The following is a 20,011-nucleotide window of genomic DNA, read 5'->3' as shown; positions in this document are numbered from 1 at the left end:
GGCCGCGCACCGTGCCGCGCCAGCGTGGCGGCGGTGTGCAGGGAGTTTTCACGGTACGTCATGTGCGCTGTCCTTCCACCCTGTTCCGATCCGCTCACGCCGGCAGCTTGAAGTCGGCGACCGAGCGCCGCAGGTCCGCTGCCAGTTGCGCCAGGCGGCCGATCGATTCGGCGGTCTGCTCGGCGCCCTGCGAGGTCTGTCCGGTGATGCGGCGGATCACGTCCATGGTCTGGGTGATGTCGGTCGCCGCGGCGGACTGCTGGTGCGCGGCGATGGAGATGTTCTTGATCAGGTTGTTGAGCGCGTTGGAGACGCGCTCGATCTCGGTCAGCGCGGTGCCGGCGTCTTCGGCCAGGCGCGCGCCGGACACCACTTCGGACGTCGTCTGCTCCATCGAGCTGACCGCTTCGTTGGTATCGGCCTGAATGGTCTGCACCAGGCCTTCGATGCGGCGCGTGGCGCCAGAGGTGCGTTCGGCCAGGCGCTGCACTTCGTCGGCGACCAGCGCGAAGCCTCGGCCGGCCTCGCCCGCCGAGGCCGCCTGCACCGCGGCGTTGAGCGCCAGGATGTTGGTCTGCTCGGAAATGTCGTTGATCAGTTCGACGATCGAGCCGATTTCCTGGGTCGATTCGCCCAGGCGCTTGATGCGCTTGGAGGTTTCCTGGATCTGGTCGCGGATCTGGTCCATGCCCTGGATGGTCTCGCGGACCACGCCGGCGCCCTCGGCGGCGATCACCACCGAACGCTGCGCCACTTCGGCCGATTCGCTGGAGTTGCGCGAGACCTGTTCGATGCTGGCGGCGATTTCGTTGATGCGCTCGGACGCCGAACCGATCTGCTCGGCCTGGTGGCCGGCGGCCTCGGCCAGCTGCAGCGCGGTGGCCTGGGTTTCCTCGGTGGAGATGGCGACCTTGGCCGAGGTGTCGTTGATCGTGGTGACCAGGTGGCGCAGCTCGTCGACCGCGTAGTTGATCGCGTCGGCGATGGCGCCGGTCATGTCCTCGGTGACCGAGGCCTTGACCGTCAGGTCGCCTTCGCCGAGCGAACTGATTTCGTCGAGCAGGCGCATGATCGCCTGCTGGTTGCGGCTGTTGTATTCGACCTGGGTCTGGTAGCGGATTTCCTGGTCGCGGGTGCGGCTGCGCACCGAGGTCCAGACGAAGCCGATGATCGACAGCAGCGCCAGCAGGCCGGACACCACGCCCAGCCAGAAGTTCGGGAACAGGCGGGTGTCGCGGGTGGAACCGAACGCGGAGAACGCGTCGAACAGCTTCTTGCTGTCGTCGAGCATCTGGTCCGAGCCGGCGGTCAGCGCCGCGGCCGAGGACTGCGCGGCGAACAGGCTGCGCGAACTAGCCAGCAGCGCGTCCAGGTCCTTCTTCATCGCCGCCCATTGCGCCTGCGACTGCTCCAGCGCGGCCAGCGCGGCGGCGTTGCGCACCGGCGCGATGCCCAGTTCCTGGTTGCCGTTGCGCAAGCCTTCGAGCATCTGCCCGAACACCACCGAGTCGCGCGCCAGCGCATCGCCGGCGCTGGCCGCGCCGCTGCCGCCGGCGCGCATCTCGGTGACGCGGCGGGCCATGGTGCCGGCCACCACTACCTGCTGCAGGGTGTTGTAGATCTGCGCGGCGGGGGCGCCGCCGACGGTCATCGCGCGCACCACCTCGTTCAACTGCGCCTGCAGCTGCGGCACGCCGCCGACGAAGCGCTCGGCGTTGCCGGCCAGCGCCAGCACCGCCGGTTCGCTGTCCACCACCTGCTGCGCGTTCTTGCCCAGCGGGGTCCAGGTGCGGTTGAGCTCGGCCAGCGGGCCGGCGATGCCGGTTTCGTTGGCGTAGCGCGCGTTGAGCGCGGCGACGGTGCTCTCCACCCGCGCCTTGGTCTGCTTGAATTCCTTGTAGGTGGCCGCGTTGCCGGAGACCGCATCGCGGCCCTGGTTGGCCAGCTGCTGCGACAGCACCTGCAGGTCGGCCGCGCCGGTGCTGGCGCCGGCCAGGCGGTTGCCCTGCCAGGTGGCCACGCCGGTATTGGCGCCGAACACGATCAGCGACAGCGCCAACAGGCCCAGCCAGAAACTCGTCCCCACGCTGCCAAGCTTGCTGGCCTTGGGGGCGTCCGCTGCAGTACTCATGATTCGACCTCGATCTTCGATGCGGAGGCAGGCCGCGCGCTCAGGCGGCGGCTTGACGGAATTCGGGTGTACGCGACAGCAGCGACAGCGAGAACACGCCCCAGTCGTGGGTGTCGCCGCGGAACGCGCGGTCGACGAAGTGCGCATAGCGGCCCTGCGCCAAGTCGCCGGGTTGCACCGCCTGCGACTCGGCGAAGCTGCGCTGGCCGAACAGTTCGTCGATGGTCAGCGCCACGTCGCCGCCGCTCTGGCGCATGATCAGCACGCGCTGGCCTTCCAGCAGCGAGGTGCGCTGGCCTTCCATGAACTGCTTCAAATCGACCACCGGGAACAGGTTGCCGCGCAGGTTGCCCACGCCCAGCAGCCATGGCTGCGCGCCCGGCACCGGGATGATCGGCGGCATGCGCACGATTTCCACCACTTCGCGGAAATCGGACACCAGGTGCCGGTCGCCGACGCGGAAGCCGACCCCGCGCCAGATGTTCTCGTCGAATTCGCGCTCGGGCATCCGCACCGCATGCGCCAGGCTGCGCCGCTCGTAGGCCTCGAGGATGTCGAAGGGCGAACGCACGTCAGCCGACCAGTTGGTTGATGCGGGCGATCAGCTCGTCTTCGCGCGGCGGCTTGACGATGTAGTCGGTGGCGCCCTGGCGCATGCCCCAGACCTTGTCGGTCTCCATGCTCTTGGTGCTGATGATCAGCACCGGGATGTGCCGGGTGGCTTCGTCGCGCGACAGCGCGCGGGTGGCCTGGAAGCCGCTCATCCCCGGCAGCACCACGTCCATCAACACCAGGCTGGGCGCCTGCTCGCGCACGAGCTTCAGCCCGTCCTCGGCGTTGTCGGTGGCGAGCACCTCGTGCCCGGCTTTTTCCAGCCACTGGGTGAACACCGCCCGGTCGGTCAGTGAGTCCTCGATCAACAAAATTCGAGCCATGGTGCCTTTACCCCGGTCAGGCGTTGACGTATGTGCGGATCGCGCCCAGCAGCTCTTCGCGTGTGAAAGGTTTGGTGAGGTACTGCTCGGAACCGACGATACGCCCGCGCGCCTTGTCGAACAGGCCGTCCTTGGAAGACAGCATGATCACCGGCGTGGCCTTGAACAGCTGGTTGCCCTTGATCAGCGCGCAGGTCTGATATCCGTCAAGGCGCGGCATCATGATATCCACGAAGATGATCTGCGGTTGCTGATCGGCGATCTTGGCCAGGGCCTCGAAGCCGTCGGTGGCGGTGACCACCTCGCAGCCTTCGCGCTTCAACAGCGTTTCGGCGGTGCGGCGGATCGTCTTCGAGTCATCGATCACCATCACTCTCAGCCCTGCGAGTTCCCCACCCGCAGTCGTGTTTTCACTCATTCACTTGCCCCCAGGCGCGCGACGCTTCATCGGTTCCGACGCCGCTGCTAAACGACATGTATCCCAAGACCCGCTCGGGCTGTCAAGGCCGCCGCCACGGCTCTGCAGTGGATCACTTTTCAACGCTAACTATGTCACAGTTTGATTGCCGCCGCAGGGTGGCGGACGGCCGCGCGCCACGGCCCTTGCGCACCCCTGCCGCCGACCCGCTACCATCTTCCGTTCAGTCCCCCGGGTAACGCCATGTCGTTCGATGTCATCGTGGTGATGGATCCCATCGCCAGCATCAAGATTGCCAAAGACACTACCTTCGCGATGTTGCTGGAAGCGCAGCGCCGCGGTCACCGATTGCACTACGTGCGCCCCGGCGGGCTGTCGCTGCGCGAAGGCCGCGCGCTGGCCCAGGCGGCACCGCTGCAGGTGCGCGACGACAAGACCGGCTGGTTCGAGCTGGGCGCGTTCGCCGAGCTGGCGTTCGGCAGCGGGCAGGTGGTGCTGATGCGCAAGGACCCGCCGTTCGATGCGGAATTCCTGTACGACACCCACGTGCTGAGCGTGGCCCAGCGCGCCGGCGCGCAGGTGGTCAACGACCCGCAGGGCCTGCGCGATTTCAACGAGAAGCTGGCCGCGCAGTTGTTCCCGCACTGCTGCCCGCCGACCCTGGTCAGCCGCGACGCGGCCGCGCTGAAGACGTTCGTGCTCGAACACGGCCAGGCGGTGCTGAAGCCGCTGGACGGCATGGGCGGGCGCTCGATCTTCCGCAGCGGCACCGGCGACCCCAACCTCAACGTGATCCTGGAGACGCTGACCGACGGCGGCCGCACGCTGGCCCTGGCGCAGCGGTTCATTCCCGACATCCGCGCCGGCGACAAGCGCATCCTGCTGGTCGATGGCGTGCCGGTGGACTACTGCCTGGCGCGGATCCCGCAGGGCGACGAATTCCGCGGCAACCTGGCGGCCGGCGGCCGCGGCGAAGGCCGCCCGCTGAGCGAGCGCGACCGCTGGATCGCCGCGCAGGTCGGCCCGGAGATGAAACGGCGCGGCATGCGCTTCGTCGGCCTGGACGTGATCGGCGATTTCCTGACCGAGGTCAACGTCACCAGCCCGACCTGCGTGCGCGAACTGGACGCGCAGTTCGGGCTGAACATCGCCGGGCTGCTGTTCGACGCCATCGAGGCCTACCCGGCGCGATGAACGCAGCCGCCGCGACGCCCGCGCCGCGCATCGGCGAGCGCGAACGGCTCAGCGCCACCCTGGTGCTGTCGCTGATCGTGCACGGCCTGCTGATCCTGGGGGTGGGCTTCGCGATCGACGACGACGCGCCGCTGGTGCCGACCCTGGACGTGATCTTCAGCCAGACCAGCACCCCGCTGATGCCGAAGCAGGCCGATTTCCTGGCCCAGGCCAACCAGCAGGGCGGCGGCGACCACGACAAGCCGCAGCGCCCGCGCGACAGCCAGCCCGGCATCGTGCCGCAGCAGCACGACGGCCTGGCGCCGCAGGCGCTGCGTGCGCAGACCGCGGCGGCGGCGCCGGAGCCGACCCCGCGCGTGGTCAGCAGCGCGCGCGGCGAGCAGCCGCAGCCCGCGCCGCAGACCCAGCCGCGCACCGAGCAACCGACCCAGCCGGTGGATGCGCAGCGCGAGCAGCGCGATGCGGAGATGGCGCGCCTGGCCGCCGAAGTGCACCTGCGGTCGGAGCAGTACGCCAAGCGTCCGAACCGCAAGTTCGTTTCCGCCAGCACCCGCGAGTACGCCTACGCCAATTATTTGCGTGCCTGGGTCGACCGCGCCGAGCGCGTCGGCAACCTCAACTACCCCGACGAAGCGCGCCGGCAGCGGCTGGGCGGCCAGGTGGTGATCAGCGTCGGCGTGCGCCGCGACGGCAGCATCGAGAGCAGCCGCATCCTGCGCTCCAGCGGCGTGCCGATGCTCGACGCCGCGGCGATGCGGGTGGTGCAGTTGGCGCAACCGTTCCCACCGTTGCCGCAGACCGAAGACAACATCGACATCCTGCAGGTCACCCGCACCTGGGTGTTCCTGCCCGGCGGCACGCTGCGCGACGACCGCTGAGCGCCGCGCCGCACAAGCCCCTGTCCCGCCGGGAGAGGGGTTGTGGGGTGAGGGTACGGCCGCCACGGATCGCCTGGCGGCACCGAACGTTTCCGGGCGTCGCCCGTCCCTCATCCGCCCCTGCGAGGCACCTTCTCCCGAAAGGGGACCATGGTCCCGACGGGAGAAGGACATCGCGTGACGCCGCATGCACCCACACGGCAACCACCCAGATAACCATTGGTGCCGGCGACATAACCACGCGGCATTTCTGAATAGGCGTCACATTAAGGTTAATGGTAGCGGGGAACGTTACCGCGCACAGCGCATCGCCGAGAACGCGTGACTCGGAGGCCCGCGCGGCGCATCCCCGCCCCCACCACCCGAGCCGCCTCCTTCATGAAAAAGCCTCCCCTCCTTCGCAGGCCCGGCCTGCTCGCGCTGGCGCTGAGCGCCGCCCTCGCTGCGCCGCCCGCCCTGGCCCAGTCCACCACCGGCGCCGTCGCCGGCCAGGCGCCGGCCAACGCGCAACGCGTGCAGGTGCGCAGCGACAGCGGCCTCAGCCGCGAAGGCGCGGTCGATGCGCGCGGCCACTACAGCATCGGCCAGCTGCCGCTGGGCACCTACACCGTCGTCGCCAAGGGCGCCGACGACGCCGTGCTCGGCAGCCGCGAGGGCGTGGGCCTGACCGTCGGCGCGGTCACCGACGTCTCCTTCGCCGCGGTCACCCGCCTGACCGGGGTCACCGTCAGCGCCGACCGCGCCGCGGCGGCGATCGACGTGAGCAGCGTGGACTCGCGCACGGTGATCAACGCCGAACAGTTGCAGCGGCTGCCGCTGGGACGCTCGGCCGAAGCGATCGCGCAGCTGGCGCCCGGCGTGGCCGGCAACAGCGGCAGCGGCACCTATATCGGCCCGACCGGCGCGCAACTGCTCAGTTTCGGCGGCTCCTCGGCCGCGGAGAACGCCTATTACATCAACGGCTTCAACACCACCGACCCGCTGCGCGGACTGGGCGGACTGACCCTGCCCTACGGCAGCATCGACCAGTTGCAGGTCTATACCGGCGGCTACAGCGCCAAGTACGGGCGTTCCGACGGTGGCGTGATCAACGCGGTCGGCAAGCGCGGCAGCAACGCATGGCATTTCGGCGGCCAGGCGACCTGGCAACCGGACGGCCTGCGCTCCTCGCAGAAGGACGTCTACGCACCTGGCGACGGCAGTCTGTACCGGCCGGACGGCAAGAGCAGTTCCACGCTCAGCACCCAGAGCCTCTACGCGGGCGGGCCACTGATCCAGGACAAGCTGTTCTTCTTCGGCTCCTACGAACTGCAGCGCCAAGAAGGCGACAGGTTCTACGGCGCACGCGAAACCACCCCGGGCGAGTATTACTACGACTATCGCTACCGCCGGCCGAGTTGGTACGCCAAGCTCGACTGGAACATCAGTGACAACCAGCTGCTGGAAATCACCGGCGCCTCGAGCCGCTACATCACCCGCGGCAAGTATTACGAGTACAGCGGCGACGACATCGGCGCGCTGCGCGGCAATGCCGACACCACCAAGACCGGCGGCGGCCTGTGGACCGCCAAGTACACCGGCTACCTCACCGACCGCCTGACCTTCAGCGCCCAGTACGGCAAGCAGCGCAGCGACGACTACACCGGCAACCCCAGCTACAACCGTGCGCTGACCTACCTCAGCGGCACATCGTTCCAGAACCCGGCCTACACCGGCGGTACCCCGATCACCAATGCGCAGACCACGTCCTTGCTGGTCGATCCCGACCGCGGCAACCGCACCGACAACCTGCGGCTGGACCTGAACTACGTCATCGGCGAGCACAGCATCACCGTCGGCATCGACAACCAGAACGCACGCGCGCTCAATCGCGGCTCGGTGGCCTCGGGCGATGGGTACCAGTGGATCTACGGCCAGTCCAAGCCGGACGTGCCGATCAACACCGGCCTCGGCGTGCCGGCCACCGGCGGCTACGCCCACGGCGAGGACGGCTACTACGTGCGCCGGTACGTCTACAGCGCCCTGGCCTCGGTGCGCGCGGTGCAGCGCGCGCAGTACATCGAGGACAACTGGCAGGTCAGCGACCGCTTCCTGCTCAGCCTCGGCCTGCGCCTGGACCAGTTCACCAACTACAACCGCGACGGCGACGCCTACATCAAGCAGAGCAGCGGGCAGTGGGCGCCGCGCCTGGGCTTCAGCTGGGACGTCGACGGCGACGCGCGCTTCAAGGTCTACGGCAACGCCGGCCGCTACTACCTGGCGCTGCCGCTGAATCCGGCATTCAATGCCGCCGGCGCGACGCTGGCGACCTCGACCTACTACACCTATGGCGGCATCGACGGCAACGGCTACCCCACCGACCTGACCCAGATCTCCAGTGCGGTCTCGGCCAACAACTACTACGGCATCCTGCCCGATGCCAGGACCGTGGCCACGCAGGGCATCAAGCCCTCGTTCCAGGACGAGTTCATCCTCGGCTTCAGCAAGGCCTGGGGCGACAGTTGGGTCTACGGCGCCAAAGGCACCTACCGCGTCCTGCGCAGCGGCGTGGACGACTACTGCGACAGCGGCACGGTGTTCGCGGCGGCGGCGGCGCACGGGCAGACGGTGACCCTGGCCAGCAATCCGGTCAGCTGCTGGCTGATCAATCCGGGCAGGACCAACACCTTCACCCTGGTGGACACCTCGGGCAACTACGTCAGCGTGCCGCTGACCAATGCCCAGTTCGGCTTTCCCGAGCTCAAGCGCAATTACTACGGCCTCAACCTGTCGCTGGAGCACCCGTTCGACCAGCGCTGGTATGGGCGCCTCGACTACACCTGGTCGCGCAGCTACGGCACCACCGAAGGCCAGCTGCTGTCGGGCATCGGCCAGACCGCGGTGTCCACCACCCAGGCCTGGGACTACGCGCAGCTGATGGAACACACCAACGGCCCGCAGAGCAACGACCACACCCACCAGTTCAGGTTCTACGGCTATTACCAGATCACCCCCGACTGGCTGGTGTCGGCCAACGTCAAGCTGCAGTCCGGCACGCCATTCAGTGCGCTCGGCTCGTACGGCGCCGACCAGAGCGACCCCTCCGGCTACGGCATCGCCTACCACTACTATCAGGGCCAAGCGGCGCCTCCGGGCAGCCAGGGCCGCCTGCCGTGGCTGAAGCAGCTCGATCTCGGGGTGTCGTGGCGGCCGGCCTACGCCGAGCACAGGCTGGCCTTCAACCTGGACGTGTTCAACGCCTTCAACGGCCAGGCCACGCTGTGGAAGTATCCGTATTCGGAAACCGACCCGGGCGTGAGCGATCCCGTCTATGGCGCGGCGTTGTTGCGCCAGGCGCCGCGCGCGCTGCGCTTGAGCGTCAGCTACGACTACTGAGCGCAGTTGCGGTCTGCGGTGCGCCGGCCCGGGACGGCCGGCCAGCCCGGATTATCGTGCGGCGCGCTGCGCCTGCTGCTCGACCAGGGTCAGCGCGACGTTGTCGCGCAGGTAGGCCGGCTCGGCGCGTTCCGGCGCGATCGCTTCGCCGCGCGCATGGGCGGCCAGCGCCAGGGTTAGCACGTCGGCGGCATGCGGCACGGCCTGCGCATCGACGCTGTGCAGCTGCGCGTGCAGGCGCCGCTGCAGCGTCGCGTCGATGGCGGCGAAGCCAGTGCCGACGCCGTGCCAGGGCGCATCCGTCTGCGGCAGCACGAACGTATCCGGGGTCAACACCTGCTCGGGGGTCAGCGCATGCAGGCCATCGGCATCGCGCACGAAGGCCGCCGCATAGATTTCGCCCATGCGCGCATCGATCGCGGCCAGCACCTGCGGCGCGTCGGCCGGCGCGCGCAAGGCCAGCGCCTGCAGCGTGGACACCGGCAACACCGGCAGGTCCAGCGCCAGCGCGATGCCCTGCGCCAGCGCGATCGCCAGGCGCACACCGGTGAACGCGCCGGGGCCGCGGCCGAAGGCGATGGCATCGAGCTGGCGGCGCGCGATGCCGGCCTCGGCCAGCAACTGCTCGGCCCACGGCAGCGCCAGCTCGGCATGCCGGCGCGGCGCGAGTTCGAAGCGCTCGCGCACCGCGCCGTCGACATGCACGGCGACGGAGAGGGCTTCTGTGGAGGTTTCGAAGGCGAGAATGTTCATGAAAAATCGGGACTCGGGACTCGGGACCCGGAAAGGCGAAAAGCCTAGCATCCTTCGCCTCATCAGCACCCGGACGAGCGCACATACGGAGGCTCACGGACCGAAGGCCGTGGCGGCGAGCGAACATCAGTGCGCTCCCGCTTCTTCGAGTCCCGAGTCCCCGGTCCCGAGTCCCGCTTCTTCGAGTCCCGAGTCCCCAGTCCCGAGTCCCGTCGCAAAAAACGCCCGCACATCCTCCACATCGCGCGTCCGCGCGAACGGCGGCAGCGACTCCAGGAAGGTGCGGCCGTAGGATTTGGACAGCAGCCGCGGATCGCACAGCACCAGCACGCCGCGGTCGGTCTCGCTGCGGATCAGCCGGCCCACGCCCTGCTTCAGCGCGATCACCGCCTGCGGCAGCTGTTCGTCGCGGAACGGGTTGCCGCCGTCGCGGCGGATCGCGTCCAGCCGCGCCTCGAACACCGGATCGTCCGGCGCAGCGAACGGCAGCTTGTCGATCACCACCACGCTCAGCGCATCGCCAACCACGTCCACGCCTTCGCGGAAGCTGGCCGAGCCGAGCAGCACGCCGTTGCCGGACTCGCGGAAGCGCTGCAGCAAGCTCGCGCGCGGCGCCTCGCCCTGCACGAACAGCGGCCACGGCCCGTCGCGCAGCGCCTCGGCGGCCTCGCGCAGCGCGCGGTGCGAGGCGAACAACAGGAACGCGCGGCCCTGCGAGGCCTGCAGCACCGGATGCAGCGCGGCGATCAAGGCGGTGCCGAAGCCGCGCGCGTTCGGATCCGGCAGCGCCGGCAGATAACACAGCGCCTGCCGCGCCCAGTCGAACGGGCTGGGCTGCAGCAGGGTCATCGGATCGCTCAGGCCCAGGCGCGTGGCGATGTGCTCGAAATCGCCCTTCACCGCCAGCGTCGCCGAGGTGAATACCCAGGCCGCGTGCGACTTCTCGCGGTGCAGGCGCAGCGGGCCGGACACGTCCAGTGGCGTACGCTGGCAACGGAAGCCGCGCGCGCTCAGTTCGTACCACAGCACATCGTTGGACGGCGGTGCCGGCTCGGCGTCGAAATCGGCGATCGGCGCGTCGTCGCCGAGCCAGTGGCCCAGGCGCGCGCGCAGGTCCTGCGCGCGCGCGGCGCACGCGTCGAAACCGGGCGAGGCCTCGCGCAATGCCGCCAGGCTCTCCTGCAGCCGCGCCAGTTCCGCCAGCAGCGCATCGAAGCCGTCGCGCACCTGCGGCTTGGCCAGCAGCCGCCATTGCGTGCCGCGGGTGGGCACGCCTTCCATCGCCGCGCGCAGTTCGCGCAAGGCCTGCTCCAACGCCTGCACCGGCGCCTGCAGGCTGGCCAGCGCGCCGGCGACGTGGCGGCTCTCGGCCAGGCAGTCGCGCGCCAGCTCCTGCAGCGGGCGCATGCCGAAGCTTTCGCCGAAGAAGTTCGCCGCCAGTTCCGGCAGCTGGTGCGCCTCGTCGATGACGAAGACCTGCGCGCCGGGCAGGATCTCGCCGAAGCCTTCCTGCTTCAGCGCCAGGTCGGCCAGCAGCAGGTGATGGTTGACCACCACCACGTCGGCGGCCTGCGCGCGCTGCCGCGCCTGCACCACGAAGCACTCGCCCCAGAACGGGCATTCGCTGCCCAGGCAGTTGTCCATGGTCGAGGTGACCATCGGCAGCAGCGGCGAATCGTCGGGCAGCGCCTCCAGCTCGGCGATGTCGCCGAAGCGGGTGCGCCCGCCCCAGGCGACGATGCGCTGGAACTGCGCGATCTGCTCGCGCGAAGTGAAGCGCGGCTCGCCCTTGGCCTGCTCCAGCCGGTATTTGCACAGATAGTTGGCGCGGCCCTTCAGCAACGCGCTGTTGAGGCCCACGCCCAGCGCCGCGCGCACCCGCGGCAGATCGCGGTGGTAGAGCTGGTCCTGCAGCGCGCGGGTGCCGGTGGAGACGATGGTCTTCAATCCCGACAGCAGCGCCGGCACCAGGTACGCATAGGTCTTGCCGGTGCCGGTGCCGGCCTCGGCGAGCAGCACGTCGCGCTGCTCGAACGCCTCGGCAATGGCCGCGGTCAGCCGCAGCTGCGCCGCCCGCGGCACGAACGCATCGAGCTGGCGGGCGAGCGCACCGCCTTCGCTGAGGGCTTCGGTGCTGGCGTGGCTGAGGGACATTTCGGGACTCGGGACTCGGGACTGGGGACTCGGGACCCGGAACAGCGGTTTGCCTGGATCCGATGATGTATCAGCGATCGGCCGGCGGAACGCGCCGTTGCCATGGCAATGAATCAACCAGCCCTGCGCTCTTCCGGGTCCCGGGTCCCGATCACCACCTCAATAGCGCTTGATCCCCGCCACCGTACAACCCTCGATATGCGCCTGCGCGGACGCCGCGTTCTCCTTCTGCCCGCGGGCCAGCCGCGACTGCTCGATGGTGGCCCAGTGGCGACGGCACAGCGGGCCGGTCTGCGAGCCCAGGTCGATGGCGCGCTTGGCGAAGGCCTCGGCGCCCGCGTCGTCCTTCAGCAGCAAGGCCAGTTCGGCGCGGTCCTGCAGCAGCGCCGGATCTTCCGGCACCAGTTGCAGGGCCTGGTCCAGCGCCGCCGCCGCGCCGGCCAGGTCGCCGGCCGCGCGCTTGCGCTTGGCGCTGTCGCGCAGGTCCTGGACCTGCGGATCGCGCAAGGGCTGCACGCTCAGTTCGGTGTCGTCGGCGCCGCCGCTGGCGTCGATCGCGGCCAGCCGCTGCGCCGGCGTGGTGGTGTCCACCGGCGGCGGCGGCGGCGGCGGCGGGGCGCTGACGCAGGAGGACAGCAGCAGGCTGAGCGCGGCGATGGCGATGGTGGGGGGGTATCGGGTCATGGCAGGCATCCGTGGATCATTGCGCCGGAGGGGTGGACGCCGCGTCGGCGGGCGGCGTTTGTTTCTTCTTGTCCAGGCCGAACCAGCTGCGCCAGCCGCCGCCATGGCGCTCCTCGCCGTCGGCGGGGGCGGGCAGCGCCTGCCCTTCTTCGGGCAGCGCCTGCGGCGGCGCGCACGGCGCAAACGCCGGGGCGAAGCCGACCACGAACGGGAACTGGCGCGCGCCGGGGCAGCTGGGATCGGTGCTGTTGCTGCCGGCGGGGTCCATCCATTGCCAGTCGATGCCCTTGCCCTGCACCTTCAGCGGCGAACTCGGCAGCCGCGCGAAGATGCCCGACCACACCCGCATCGCGCCAGTGGCGCCGTACAGGCCGGTCTGCTTGTTCTGGTCGTTGCCGATCCAGATCACCGCCAGATGATCGCCGGTATAGCCGGCGTACCAGCTGTCCACGCCGTCGTTGCTGGTGCCGGTCTTGCCGGCCGGGGACAGCTTGCCCAGGCCGTCGCCGAGCAGTTGCCGCGCGGTGCCGTTGCTGACCACCTGCTGCAGCGCCAGCCCGACCAGGTTGGCCGCGACCGAATCGCCTTCCTGCGCCGGCGCCGGGGCCTTGTCGTAGCGCTTGAGCAGCTTGCCCTGCGGGTCGAGCACGCCGCGCACCGCGTGCAGCGGCTGGATCTCGCCGCCGGAGGCCAGGAACTGGTACAGCTGGGTCATCGCGTACGGGCTCTGGTCGGTCGCGCCCAGGATCAGCGACGGATTGTTCTCGGCCTCGAGCCCGGCCAGCACCTTGATCAGCTGCGCCACCCGCTCCGGCCCGACCTGCATGCCGATCCGCACCGTGGCCTGGTTGTACGAATGCGCCAGCGCATCGACCACGCGCACCATGCCATGGCTGCGGTTGTCGGAATTGCCCGGGGTCCAGCGCTTGCCGCGGCCAAGCTGCACCGTCACCGGCGCATCGTCGACCCAACTGGCCAGCGAGTAATGGTCCGGCTGCGCCAGCGCCAGCAGGTACACGAACGGCTTGAGCAGCGAGCCGACCTGGCGCTGCGCCTCGATCGCGCGGTTGAAACCGGGCTGCGCCACGTCGCGGCTACCGACCACCGCCAGCACGTCGCCGTTGTGGGTATCGGTCAGCACCAGCCCGGCCTGCAGCGGCGGGCGCTTCTTGTTGGTCTCCAGCGCGGTGAGGGTGCGGGTCACCGCGCCTTCGGCATAGGCCTGCGCCGACGGCGACATGCCGGTCATCACGCTCAATCCGGCGCCCTGCAGCGCGCTTTCCGGGTAGTCGCGCGCCAGCTGGCGGCGCACCAGGTCCACGTAGGCCGGGAAGCGGTTGGCCGCGACCAGACCCGGATTGGCCGGCACCCCCAACGGCGCGGCCAGCGCCTTGCGGTAGGTGGGTTCGTCGATCAGCTCGCTCTCGCGCAGCTTGCCGAGCACGAAGTTGCGCCGGTCCAGCGCGCGCTCCGGGAAGCGCCGCGGATCGTAGTAGGACGGGCCCTTGACCAGGCCGATCAGCAACGCCACCTGTTCCGGGGGCAGCGAATCCAGCTCGCGCCCGAACCAGAACTCCGCGCCCGAGGCCACGCCGTGGATCGCCTGGCTGCCGCGCTGGCCCAGGTAGACCTGGTTCAGATAGGCCTCCAGGATGGTGCGCTTGTCGTAGCGCGCTTCCATGAGCAGCGCGTACAGGATTTCGTTGAACTTGCGGGTGAGCGTCTGCTCCTTGCCGATGCCGAGCAGGCCGCTGCGCGCCAGCTGCTGGGTCAGGGTGCTGGCGCCCTGCCGGCTCTTGCCGCCGGAGCGCACCATCACCCACGCCGCGCGCACCATGCCGCTGAGGTCGACGCCGTGGTGATAGTTGAAGTCGCGGTCTTCCACCGCCTGCAGGCCGGTGACCAGCAGTTCGGGCACTTCGTCCACCCGCACCAGCCGCCGCTCTTCCTGTTTCTGCCCGTACAAGGTGGCGATGCGCGCCGGATCCAGCCGCGCGGCGGTCAGCGCCTTGCGCGTCTGCGCATCGCGCAGCGCCACCACGCGGCCGCCGGCCAGGCTCACTTCCACCCGCCTGGGCGCGACCCGGCCATCCACGTCGTTATAGCCACGGCTGGCGATGACGAAGCGGCTGCCGTCCTGCTGATAGGTGCCGGGACGCTGCGCGCCGGCGTCCTCGCGGTAGCTGGCCGCGTCCAGTTCGGTCTTCAGCGTCTGCGCGTCCATCGCCGTGTCCGCCGCCAGCCCCAGCGGGCGGGCGTAAACCCGGGTCGGGATCTGCCAGCGCAGTTCGCCGAAGCGCTGCGTCACCTGCTTGTTCAGATAGACCGTGTAGGGGATCAGGAAGCCCAGGCCCAGCGCGGTGGCGGCCAGGCCCCAGGTGAGCAGGCGCCGGCGCCAGGGCGAGGCGCCGCTGTCGAGATCGTCGGTGGCCTGATCGTCGGTGTCGTTGTCGTCGTAGCGTCGTGGCACGGGGATGCGAGAATGTAAATTCCGGCGAGTCTAGCGCAGGCCAGCAGGCAGCGCGGCGCAGGGGTCCCTTTGTTTAAGCTGGAGTTGCAACGGATGTCGATGTCCTGGGCGAACCTGCGCTACGCCCTGAACCGTTTTGCCGGCCTGCTGCGGCGCGGCCTGGCCAGCCTGCGTTCGCGCGGCTGGCGCAGCACCTGGCAGCGGCTGCGGGTGCATGCGCAGCCGCTGCCGCCGCCGCGGCGCACGCTGTTCACGGTCGCACCGCAGCCGTTCGCCGCCTTCGCGGTGCCGGCCAGCGACGCGCCGCTGGCGAGCATCGTGATCCCGGTCTACAACCACGTCGCGCATACCCTCGCCTGCCTGCGTGCGTTGGCTGCGCACCCGCCGGCGGCGGCCTGCGAGATCCTGGTGATCGACGACGGCAGCAGCGACGAGACCGTGCAGTGGATGCCGCAACTTCAGGGCCTGCACTACCACGTGCGCAGCCGCAACGGCGGCTTCATCGCCAGCTGCAACGACGGCGCGGCGCGCGCGCGCGGGCGCTACCTAGTGTTCCTCAACAACGACACGGTGCCGCAACCGGGCTGGCTGGACGCGCTGCTGGACACCTTCGCGCAGGTGCCGCAGGCCGGCCTGGTCACCGCGCAACTGCTGTACCCGGACGGGCGCCTGCAGGAAGCCGGCGGCGTGGTCTTCGCCGACGGCAGCGCCTGGAGCTACGGCCGCTTCGAATCGCCGGACGATCCGCGCTACGCCTACCTGCGCGACATCGACTACGGCGCCGGCGCGGCGCTGGCGATCGAGCGCGAACGCTTCCTGGCGCTGGGCGGCTTCGACACGCGCTACATGCCGGCCTACTACGAAGACACCGATCTCGCCTTCGCCGTGCGCCAGGCCGGACTGCGCACCCTGCTGCAGCCGGCGAGCCAGGTGGTGCACGACGAGGGCACCAGCAACGGCACCGATACCGACAGCGGCATCAAGGCCTACCAGGTGCGCAACCGCGGCGTGTTCGCGGCCAAATGGGCCGACGTGCTGGCGCGGCAGTTGCCGCCGGGGACCACGCCGACCCCAGCGCAGTTGCACCGGCAGCAACGCCAGGTGCTGATCCTCGACGAGGCGCTGCCGCAGCCGGACCGCGACTCGGCCTCGCTGCGCCAGTTCAACCTGATCCGCCTGCTGCTGCAGGAAGGCGCGCATGTGGTGTTCGTGCCCAGCGGCCGCGAATACGCCAGCCGCCACAGCGAGGCGCTGCAGCGGCTCGGCGTGGAGGTGTGGTATGCGCCGTACCTGAAGAGCGTGAGCGGGTTCCTGCAGCAGCACGGCGCGCGCTTCCACGCGGTGCTGATGGTGCGCCACCACGTCGCCCACGCCTGCCTGCCGCTGCTGCGCCGCTTCGCGCCGCAGGCGCGGCGGCTGTTCGATACCGTGGACCTGCACTATCTGCGCGAGCGCCGCGGCGCCGAGCTGGCCGGCGACGCACGGCTGCTGCGCGAGGCCGAGCGCACCCGCGCGCGCGAGCTGGAGGTGATGGCCCAGGTCGATATCACCGTGCTGGTCAGCGGGGTCGAGCGCGCGCAATTGCAGCGCGAGGCGCCGCAGGTGCGCACCGCGTTGATCTCCAATCTGCACGAAGTGGCCGGACCGGGCCTGCCGTGGGCGCAGCGCCGCGATCTGGTATTCGTCGGCGGCTTCCGCCATGCGCCCAACGTGGATGCGGTGCGCTGGTTCCTGCAGGAGGTGTTCCCGCCGCTGCGCGAGTTGCTGCCGGAGCTGCGCTTCCACTGCATCGGCGCCGACATGCTCGACGACATCCGCCGTCTCGGTGCCGCCACGCCCGGGGTGGACTTGCTCGGCTACGTGCCGGACATCGTCGCCTACATGGACGAGATCCGCATCGCGGTGGCGCCGCTGCGTTTCGGCGCCGGGGTCAAGGGCAAGGTCAACCTGAGCATGGCGCACGGACAGCCGGTGGTGGCCACGCCGTGCGCGGTGGAAGGCATGCACCTGCGCCATGGCGAGGACGTGCTGATCGCCGAGACCGCGCCGCAGTTCGTCGCCGCGCTGGCGCAGCTGTACACCGACGAGGCGCTGTGGAACACGCTGGCCGGCAACGGCCTGCGCAACATCGCCACGCACTTCTCGCTGGACGCGGCGCGCGCCACGGTGCGGCAGGTGTTTCTGGACTAGTACGAAGTGCTGCGACCCGTTGGCGCCCGGCAGCTTCGGACAGAAGCGGCTGTGGCTGGCGTCGGGCCATGGACGCGATGCGTTACCGGTAAAGCGTCGCGGCTGAAGCCGCTCCTACACCGCCTGCGGATCGCCTGCTGGGTGCACTGTAGGAGCAACTTCAGCCGCGACAACGTCCGACGCCGGAAGGCCCGCCGCTGCGTTCGTCGCGACTGAAGTCGCTCCCACAGGGTCTCCACCGCCGCCGCGGAGCGACGAGACCTCTTGTGGGAGGGACTTCAGTCCCGACTGCATGCCAGTTCGGAACATTCACCACTCCGCTCGTCGCGGCTGAAGCCGCTCCTACAGAGGAGCATCACGCTGCCGCTGCGCGCTCCTAGGCCTGCGAACGCGGCGTGGGCGGCTTGGCGGCGTCGCTCGCATCGGCGATCTTCCACAGGTAGAAGCTGGCATAGCTGCGATACGGCCCCCAACGCTCGCCGCGCTCGGCCAGCGACTGCGGCGCGGGCATCTGCTGTAGCTGGTCCACCCGCTGCGCGCCCTTGCGCACGCCCAGGTCGTCCACCGGCAGCAGGTCGGGGCGGCCCAGGCGGAACAGCAGCATCATCTCCACCGTCCAGCGGCCGATGCCGCGGACCGGCAGCAGCGCCTGCACGATCGCCTCGTCGTCCATGAAGGCCAGCTTGCGTAACGAGGGAATCTCGCCGGCCGCCTCGCGCCGCGCCAGATCGCGCAGCGCCAGCGCCTTGTTGGCGGACACGCCGCAGGCACGCAGGCCGGGATCGTCGATCCGCGCCAGCGTGTCGGCATGCAACCGGGCGCTGCCGATCGCCGCCTCGACGCGGCCGACGATGGTCGCCGCGGCCTTGCCGCTGAGTTGCTGGAACAGGATCGCGCGCGCCAGCGCATCGACCGGGTCGAACGGCCTGGCCCAGCCCGGTTGCGGCGCGATCGGGCCGATCCGGCGCATCCACGCGCCGAGCTTGCGGTCGCGCCGGCTCAGGTGGTCGTAGGCGGCCTGGGTGTCGAATCCGCGCGCGTAACGGGGCATCTCAACGCCTCAGCGCATCCAGCGCGTACAGCAGCCAGCCCAGCATCAGCGTGGTGCCGCCGACCGGGGCCAGCCGCGTCGGCCATTGCGCCAGCGCGTTGCCGGCCAGGCTGCCGGAAAACAGCAGCGTGCCGAGCAGCAGCAGCGCCAGCGCGGCGCGCGCGAGCAGGCGTTCGCTGCTGCGGGCCAGCGCCGCCAGCGCCAGCCCGTGACCGAAGGCATACAGCGCCGCGGTCTGCAGATGCGATTGCGCCAGCGGCTCGCTGACGCCGTGCGAGGCATAGGCGGACAGGCCGATCGCGGCGGCCGCCAACAGGCCGCCGGCGCAGGCCAGCCAGGAGCGTTTGCGCGAACGCCGATCGAGATTCAGCATGACGATGCTCCGTTGCGGCCGGCGTTGCGGCCCCATAAACGAAACGCGCCGCAAGCAGCGGCGCGTTTCGTGTCACCCATCCATGCAGGCGAGGCTTACTTGATCGCCCAGTAGATGTCGTACGTGCCATCCGGCGTGAACGACTTGTCCACCCCACCCTTCCAGGCTTCGTACGGACGGTCGGTCACGTCGTAGCCGCTGGTGGCGGCCCAGGCGCGGACTGCATTGCGTGCCGCATCCAGGCCCGCCATGTGTCCGGTGTAGCTGGCGAACGCGGAACGGTGCGCCTGGGTGCGCAGGTAGGTGACCGGCGCGCCTTGCGGGATGGTCAGCTTCAGCGGCTCGCCGCTGGCGGCAACCGGGGTGGCATCGACCGGAGCGGCCGCCGCAGCCGCGTCGTCCTTCTTGTCGCCCTTCTTGTCTTCCGGCTTGGCCGACGCGTCCGGCTTCGGCGCGCCACCGGCACGCTTGCGCACCGGCTGGGTCACGTCGAAGGCGTACTTGTCGGAACCGAAGTCGGTGGTGACGATGCGCACCGGACCGGCCGCTTCCAGGCCGTTGGCGTCCATCACCCGCTTGATCCACTCCTGGTTGTCCTTGATGGACTTCTTGATGGCCTCGTTGTCGCGGTCGATGTTGCCGGCGTTGACCACCAGCAGATCTTCGGCCGGAACGTCGACGACCTTCAGGTCCTTCAACGGGGTTTCCTCGGCGCGGTAATCGACGTTGGGCACGGTGGCCAGCACGTTGCTCAGCCGCGACAAGCCCAGCTTGATGTCGTCGCCGACATGGCGGCTCACGTACAGGCCGGCATAGCGACCGAACAGGTCCCAACCGTACTTGACCGTGTAGTCCTGGGTGATCTTGACGTTGCGACCGCTCTTGCCGGTCGGCTCGAGCATGAACGCCGTGGTCTTGTCGCGGCCCTTGCTCTCGTCTTCGATGCCGATGACGACCTGCTTGTTCTTCTCGGTCGAGGTGATGGTCCAGCTGCCCTTGCCGATGTAGCCCTCGTTGGAGGCGTAGTCAAGGCGGGCGCCGACGCCGGCTTCAGGGCCGGAGAGCTTCAGCTGGATACGCGGATCGCGCAGCACCAGCGGATTCCAGTCCTTGAAGCGACGCAGGCTGTTCACCGTGTCATAGACGATGGTCATGCGCCGATTGGTTTCGACGCTCTCGGACATGTGACGTTCCGAAGGCAGCACCAGGCCAACGATGACAAACAGGCCAGCCACGATCCCCAGCGCGATCAGGAATTCGATAATACGGGTCATTCAGAAGGTCTCCGGGGCCGATCCCACGGCCGGGTTAATGAAGCGAAGCGCCCATCCTAGCAGGCTTCGCGGCTCGTGGTCAGCAGATGGCGACGCGGAATTCGGCATAGTGGCGAAAACCCTGCGAACGC

15 protein-coding genes are annotated in these 20,011 nt (G+C 69.5%); 4 read left to right on the top strand and 11 right to left on the bottom strand.

Features of this window, described 5'->3' with window-relative positions:
* Positions 1-94 precede the first annotated feature (94 nt).
* From KHF85_RS05640 to pilG, 4 genes are read right to left on the bottom strand one after another with little or no spacing between them, the layout of a single operon-like run.
* Positions 95-2,131, bottom strand: coding sequence for a methyl-accepting chemotaxis protein (locus tag KHF85_RS05640; protein ID WP_053836553.1), 2,037 nt, complete (start codon positions 2,129-2,131; stop codon positions 95-97).
* Between the two features lie 40 nt (positions 2,132-2,171).
* Positions 2,172-2,702 carry a chemotaxis protein CheW gene (locus KHF85_RS05635; protein WP_064538609.1) on the bottom strand — a complete coding sequence of 177 codons (531 nt, stop codon included), beginning with the start codon at positions 2,700-2,702 and terminating at the stop codon, positions 2,172-2,174.
* Position 2,703: 1 nt separating this feature from the next.
* Positions 2,704-3,066, bottom strand: coding sequence for a response regulator (locus KHF85_RS05630; protein WP_003472647.1), 363 nt, complete (start codon positions 3,064-3,066; stop codon positions 2,704-2,706).
* A gap of 16 nt (positions 3,067-3,082) precedes the next feature.
* Positions 3,083-3,484, bottom strand: a complete 402-nt coding sequence (gene pilG / locus KHF85_RS05625) for a twitching motility response regulator PilG (RefSeq protein WP_003472648.1) — start codon at positions 3,482-3,484, stop codon at positions 3,083-3,085.
* Positions 3,485-3,727: 243 nt separating this feature from the next.
* On the opposite strand from pilG, the gene gshB reads away from it, so the two are divergent.
* The 3 genes from gshB to KHF85_RS05610 all read left to right on the top strand — a co-directional run bounded on the left by gshB (position 3,728) and on the right by KHF85_RS05610 (position 8,931).
* Complete coding sequence (gshB, locus tag KHF85_RS05620; RefSeq protein ID WP_284568834.1) at positions 3,728-4,678, top strand: glutathione synthase; 951 nt, start codon at positions 3,728-3,730, stop codon at positions 4,676-4,678.
* Positions 4,675-5,556 (top strand): energy transducer TonB family protein, encoded by an 882-nt coding sequence (locus KHF85_RS05615; RefSeq protein ID WP_284568833.1) that lies wholly within the window; start codon positions 4,675-4,677, stop codon positions 5,554-5,556. The genes gshB and KHF85_RS05615 overlap by 4 nt, the downstream gene beginning before the upstream one ends.
* Positions 5,557-5,934: 378 nt before the next feature.
* Complete coding sequence (locus tag KHF85_RS05610) at positions 5,935-8,931, top strand: TonB-dependent receptor (protein WP_284568832.1); 2,997 nt, start codon at positions 5,935-5,937, stop codon at positions 8,929-8,931.
* Between the two features lie 51 nt (positions 8,932-8,982).
* Here KHF85_RS05610 and tsaB read toward each other — a convergent pair whose 3' ends face one another.
* From tsaB to mrcB, 4 genes are all read right to left on the bottom strand, one after another.
* Positions 8,983-9,684 carry a tRNA (adenosine(37)-N6)-threonylcarbamoyltransferase complex dimerization subunit type 1 TsaB gene (tsaB, locus tag KHF85_RS05605; RefSeq protein WP_284568831.1) on the bottom strand — a complete coding sequence of 234 codons (702 nt, stop codon included), beginning with the start codon at positions 9,682-9,684 and terminating at the stop codon, positions 8,983-8,985.
* A gap of 126 nt (positions 9,685-9,810) precedes the next feature.
* Positions 9,811-11,838, bottom strand: a complete 2,028-nt coding sequence (locus KHF85_RS05600) for an ATP-dependent DNA helicase (RefSeq protein WP_284568830.1) — start codon at positions 11,836-11,838, stop codon at positions 9,811-9,813.
* Positions 11,839-11,997: 159 nt separating this feature from the next.
* Positions 11,998-12,522, bottom strand: a complete 525-nt coding sequence (locus tag KHF85_RS05595) for a hypothetical protein (protein WP_284568829.1) — start codon at positions 12,520-12,522, stop codon at positions 11,998-12,000.
* Positions 12,523-12,538: 16 nt separating this feature from the next.
* A complete protein-coding gene (gene mrcB, locus KHF85_RS05590; protein WP_284568828.1) occupies positions 12,539-14,992 on the bottom strand; it encodes a penicillin-binding protein 1B in 2,454 nt (817 codons plus the stop codon).
* A gap of 93 nt (positions 14,993-15,085) precedes the next feature.
* On the opposite strand from mrcB, the gene KHF85_RS05585 reads away from it, so the two are divergent.
* Complete coding sequence (locus KHF85_RS05585) at positions 15,086-17,182, top strand: glycosyltransferase (protein WP_284568827.1); 2,097 nt, start codon at positions 15,086-15,088, stop codon at positions 17,180-17,182.
* Between the two features lie 376 nt (positions 17,183-17,558).
* Here KHF85_RS05585 and KHF85_RS05580 read toward each other — a convergent pair whose 3' ends face one another.
* The 3 genes from KHF85_RS05580 to KHF85_RS05570 all read right to left on the bottom strand — a co-directional run bounded on the left by KHF85_RS05580 (position 17,559) and on the right by KHF85_RS05570 (position 19,880).
* Entirely contained in the window at positions 17,559-18,233 is a 675-nt protein-coding gene (locus KHF85_RS05580) for a DNA-3-methyladenine glycosylase family protein (protein ID WP_284568826.1), read from the bottom strand.
* 1 nt (position 18,234) lies between these two features.
* The gene (locus tag KHF85_RS05575; RefSeq protein WP_284568825.1) at positions 18,235-18,606 is read right to left on the bottom strand and encodes a DUF423 domain-containing protein; all 372 of its coding nucleotides are present in this window, start codon (positions 18,604-18,606) and stop codon (positions 18,235-18,237) included.
* 95 nt (positions 18,607-18,701) lie between these two features.
* Positions 18,702-19,880 (bottom strand): polyketide cyclase, encoded by a 1,179-nt coding sequence (locus tag KHF85_RS05570; protein ID WP_284568824.1) that lies wholly within the window; start codon positions 19,878-19,880, stop codon positions 18,702-18,704.
* Between the last annotated feature and the right edge of the window lie 131 nt (positions 19,881-20,011).

The sequence above is a fragment of the Xanthomonas graminis pv. graminis genome (assembly GCF_030168915.1).
Classification (GTDB): domain Bacteria; phylum Pseudomonadota; class Gammaproteobacteria; order Xanthomonadales; family Xanthomonadaceae; genus Xanthomonas_A; species Xanthomonas_A translucens.
This window is presented reverse-complemented; position numbering and strand designations above follow the sequence as displayed.

What these genes read in the sequence shown, in the direction of transcription:
- KHF85_RS05640 (WP_053836553.1), bottom strand. Translation starts at nt 2,131, where the DNA reads ATGAGTACTGCAGCGGACGCCCCCAAGGCCAGCAAGCTTGGCAGCGTG.
- KHF85_RS05630 (WP_003472647.1), bottom strand. Translation starts at nt 3,066, where the DNA reads ATGGCTCGAATTTTGTTGATCGAGGACTCACTGACCGACCGGGCGGTG.
- pilG (WP_003472648.1), bottom strand. Translation starts at nt 3,484, where the DNA reads ATGAGTGAAAACACGACTGCGGGTGGGGAACTCGCAGGGCTGAGAGTG.
- gshB (WP_284568834.1), top strand. Translation starts at nt 3,728, where the DNA reads ATGTCGTTCGATGTCATCGTGGTGATGGATCCCATCGCCAGCATCAAG.
- KHF85_RS05615 (WP_284568833.1), top strand. Translation starts at nt 4,675, where the DNA reads ATGAACGCAGCCGCCGCGACGCCCGCGCCGCGCATCGGCGAGCGCGAA.
- KHF85_RS05610 (WP_284568832.1), top strand. Translation starts at nt 5,935, where the DNA reads ATGAAAAAGCCTCCCCTCCTTCGCAGGCCCGGCCTGCTCGCGCTGGCG.
- tsaB (WP_284568831.1), bottom strand. Translation starts at nt 9,684, where the DNA reads ATGAACATTCTCGCCTTCGAAACCTCCACAGAAGCCCTCTCCGTCGCC.
- KHF85_RS05600 (WP_284568830.1), bottom strand. Translation starts at nt 11,838, where the DNA reads ATGTCCCTCAGCCACGCCAGCACCGAAGCCCTCAGCGAAGGCGGTGCG.
- KHF85_RS05595 (WP_284568829.1), bottom strand. Translation starts at nt 12,522, where the DNA reads ATGACCCGATACCCCCCCACCATCGCCATCGCCGCGCTCAGCCTGCTG.
- KHF85_RS05585 (WP_284568827.1), top strand. Translation starts at nt 15,086, where the DNA reads ATGTCGATGTCCTGGGCGAACCTGCGCTACGCCCTGAACCGTTTTGCC.
- KHF85_RS05580 (WP_284568826.1), bottom strand. Translation starts at nt 18,233, where the DNA reads ATGCCCCGTTACGCGCGCGGATTCGACACCCAGGCCGCCTACGACCAC.
- KHF85_RS05575 (WP_284568825.1), bottom strand. Translation starts at nt 18,606, where the DNA reads ATGCTGAATCTCGATCGGCGTTCGCGCAAACGCTCCTGGCTGGCCTGC.
- KHF85_RS05570 (WP_284568824.1), bottom strand. Translation starts at nt 19,880, where the DNA reads ATGACCCGTATTATCGAATTCCTGATCGCGCTGGGGATCGTGGCTGGC.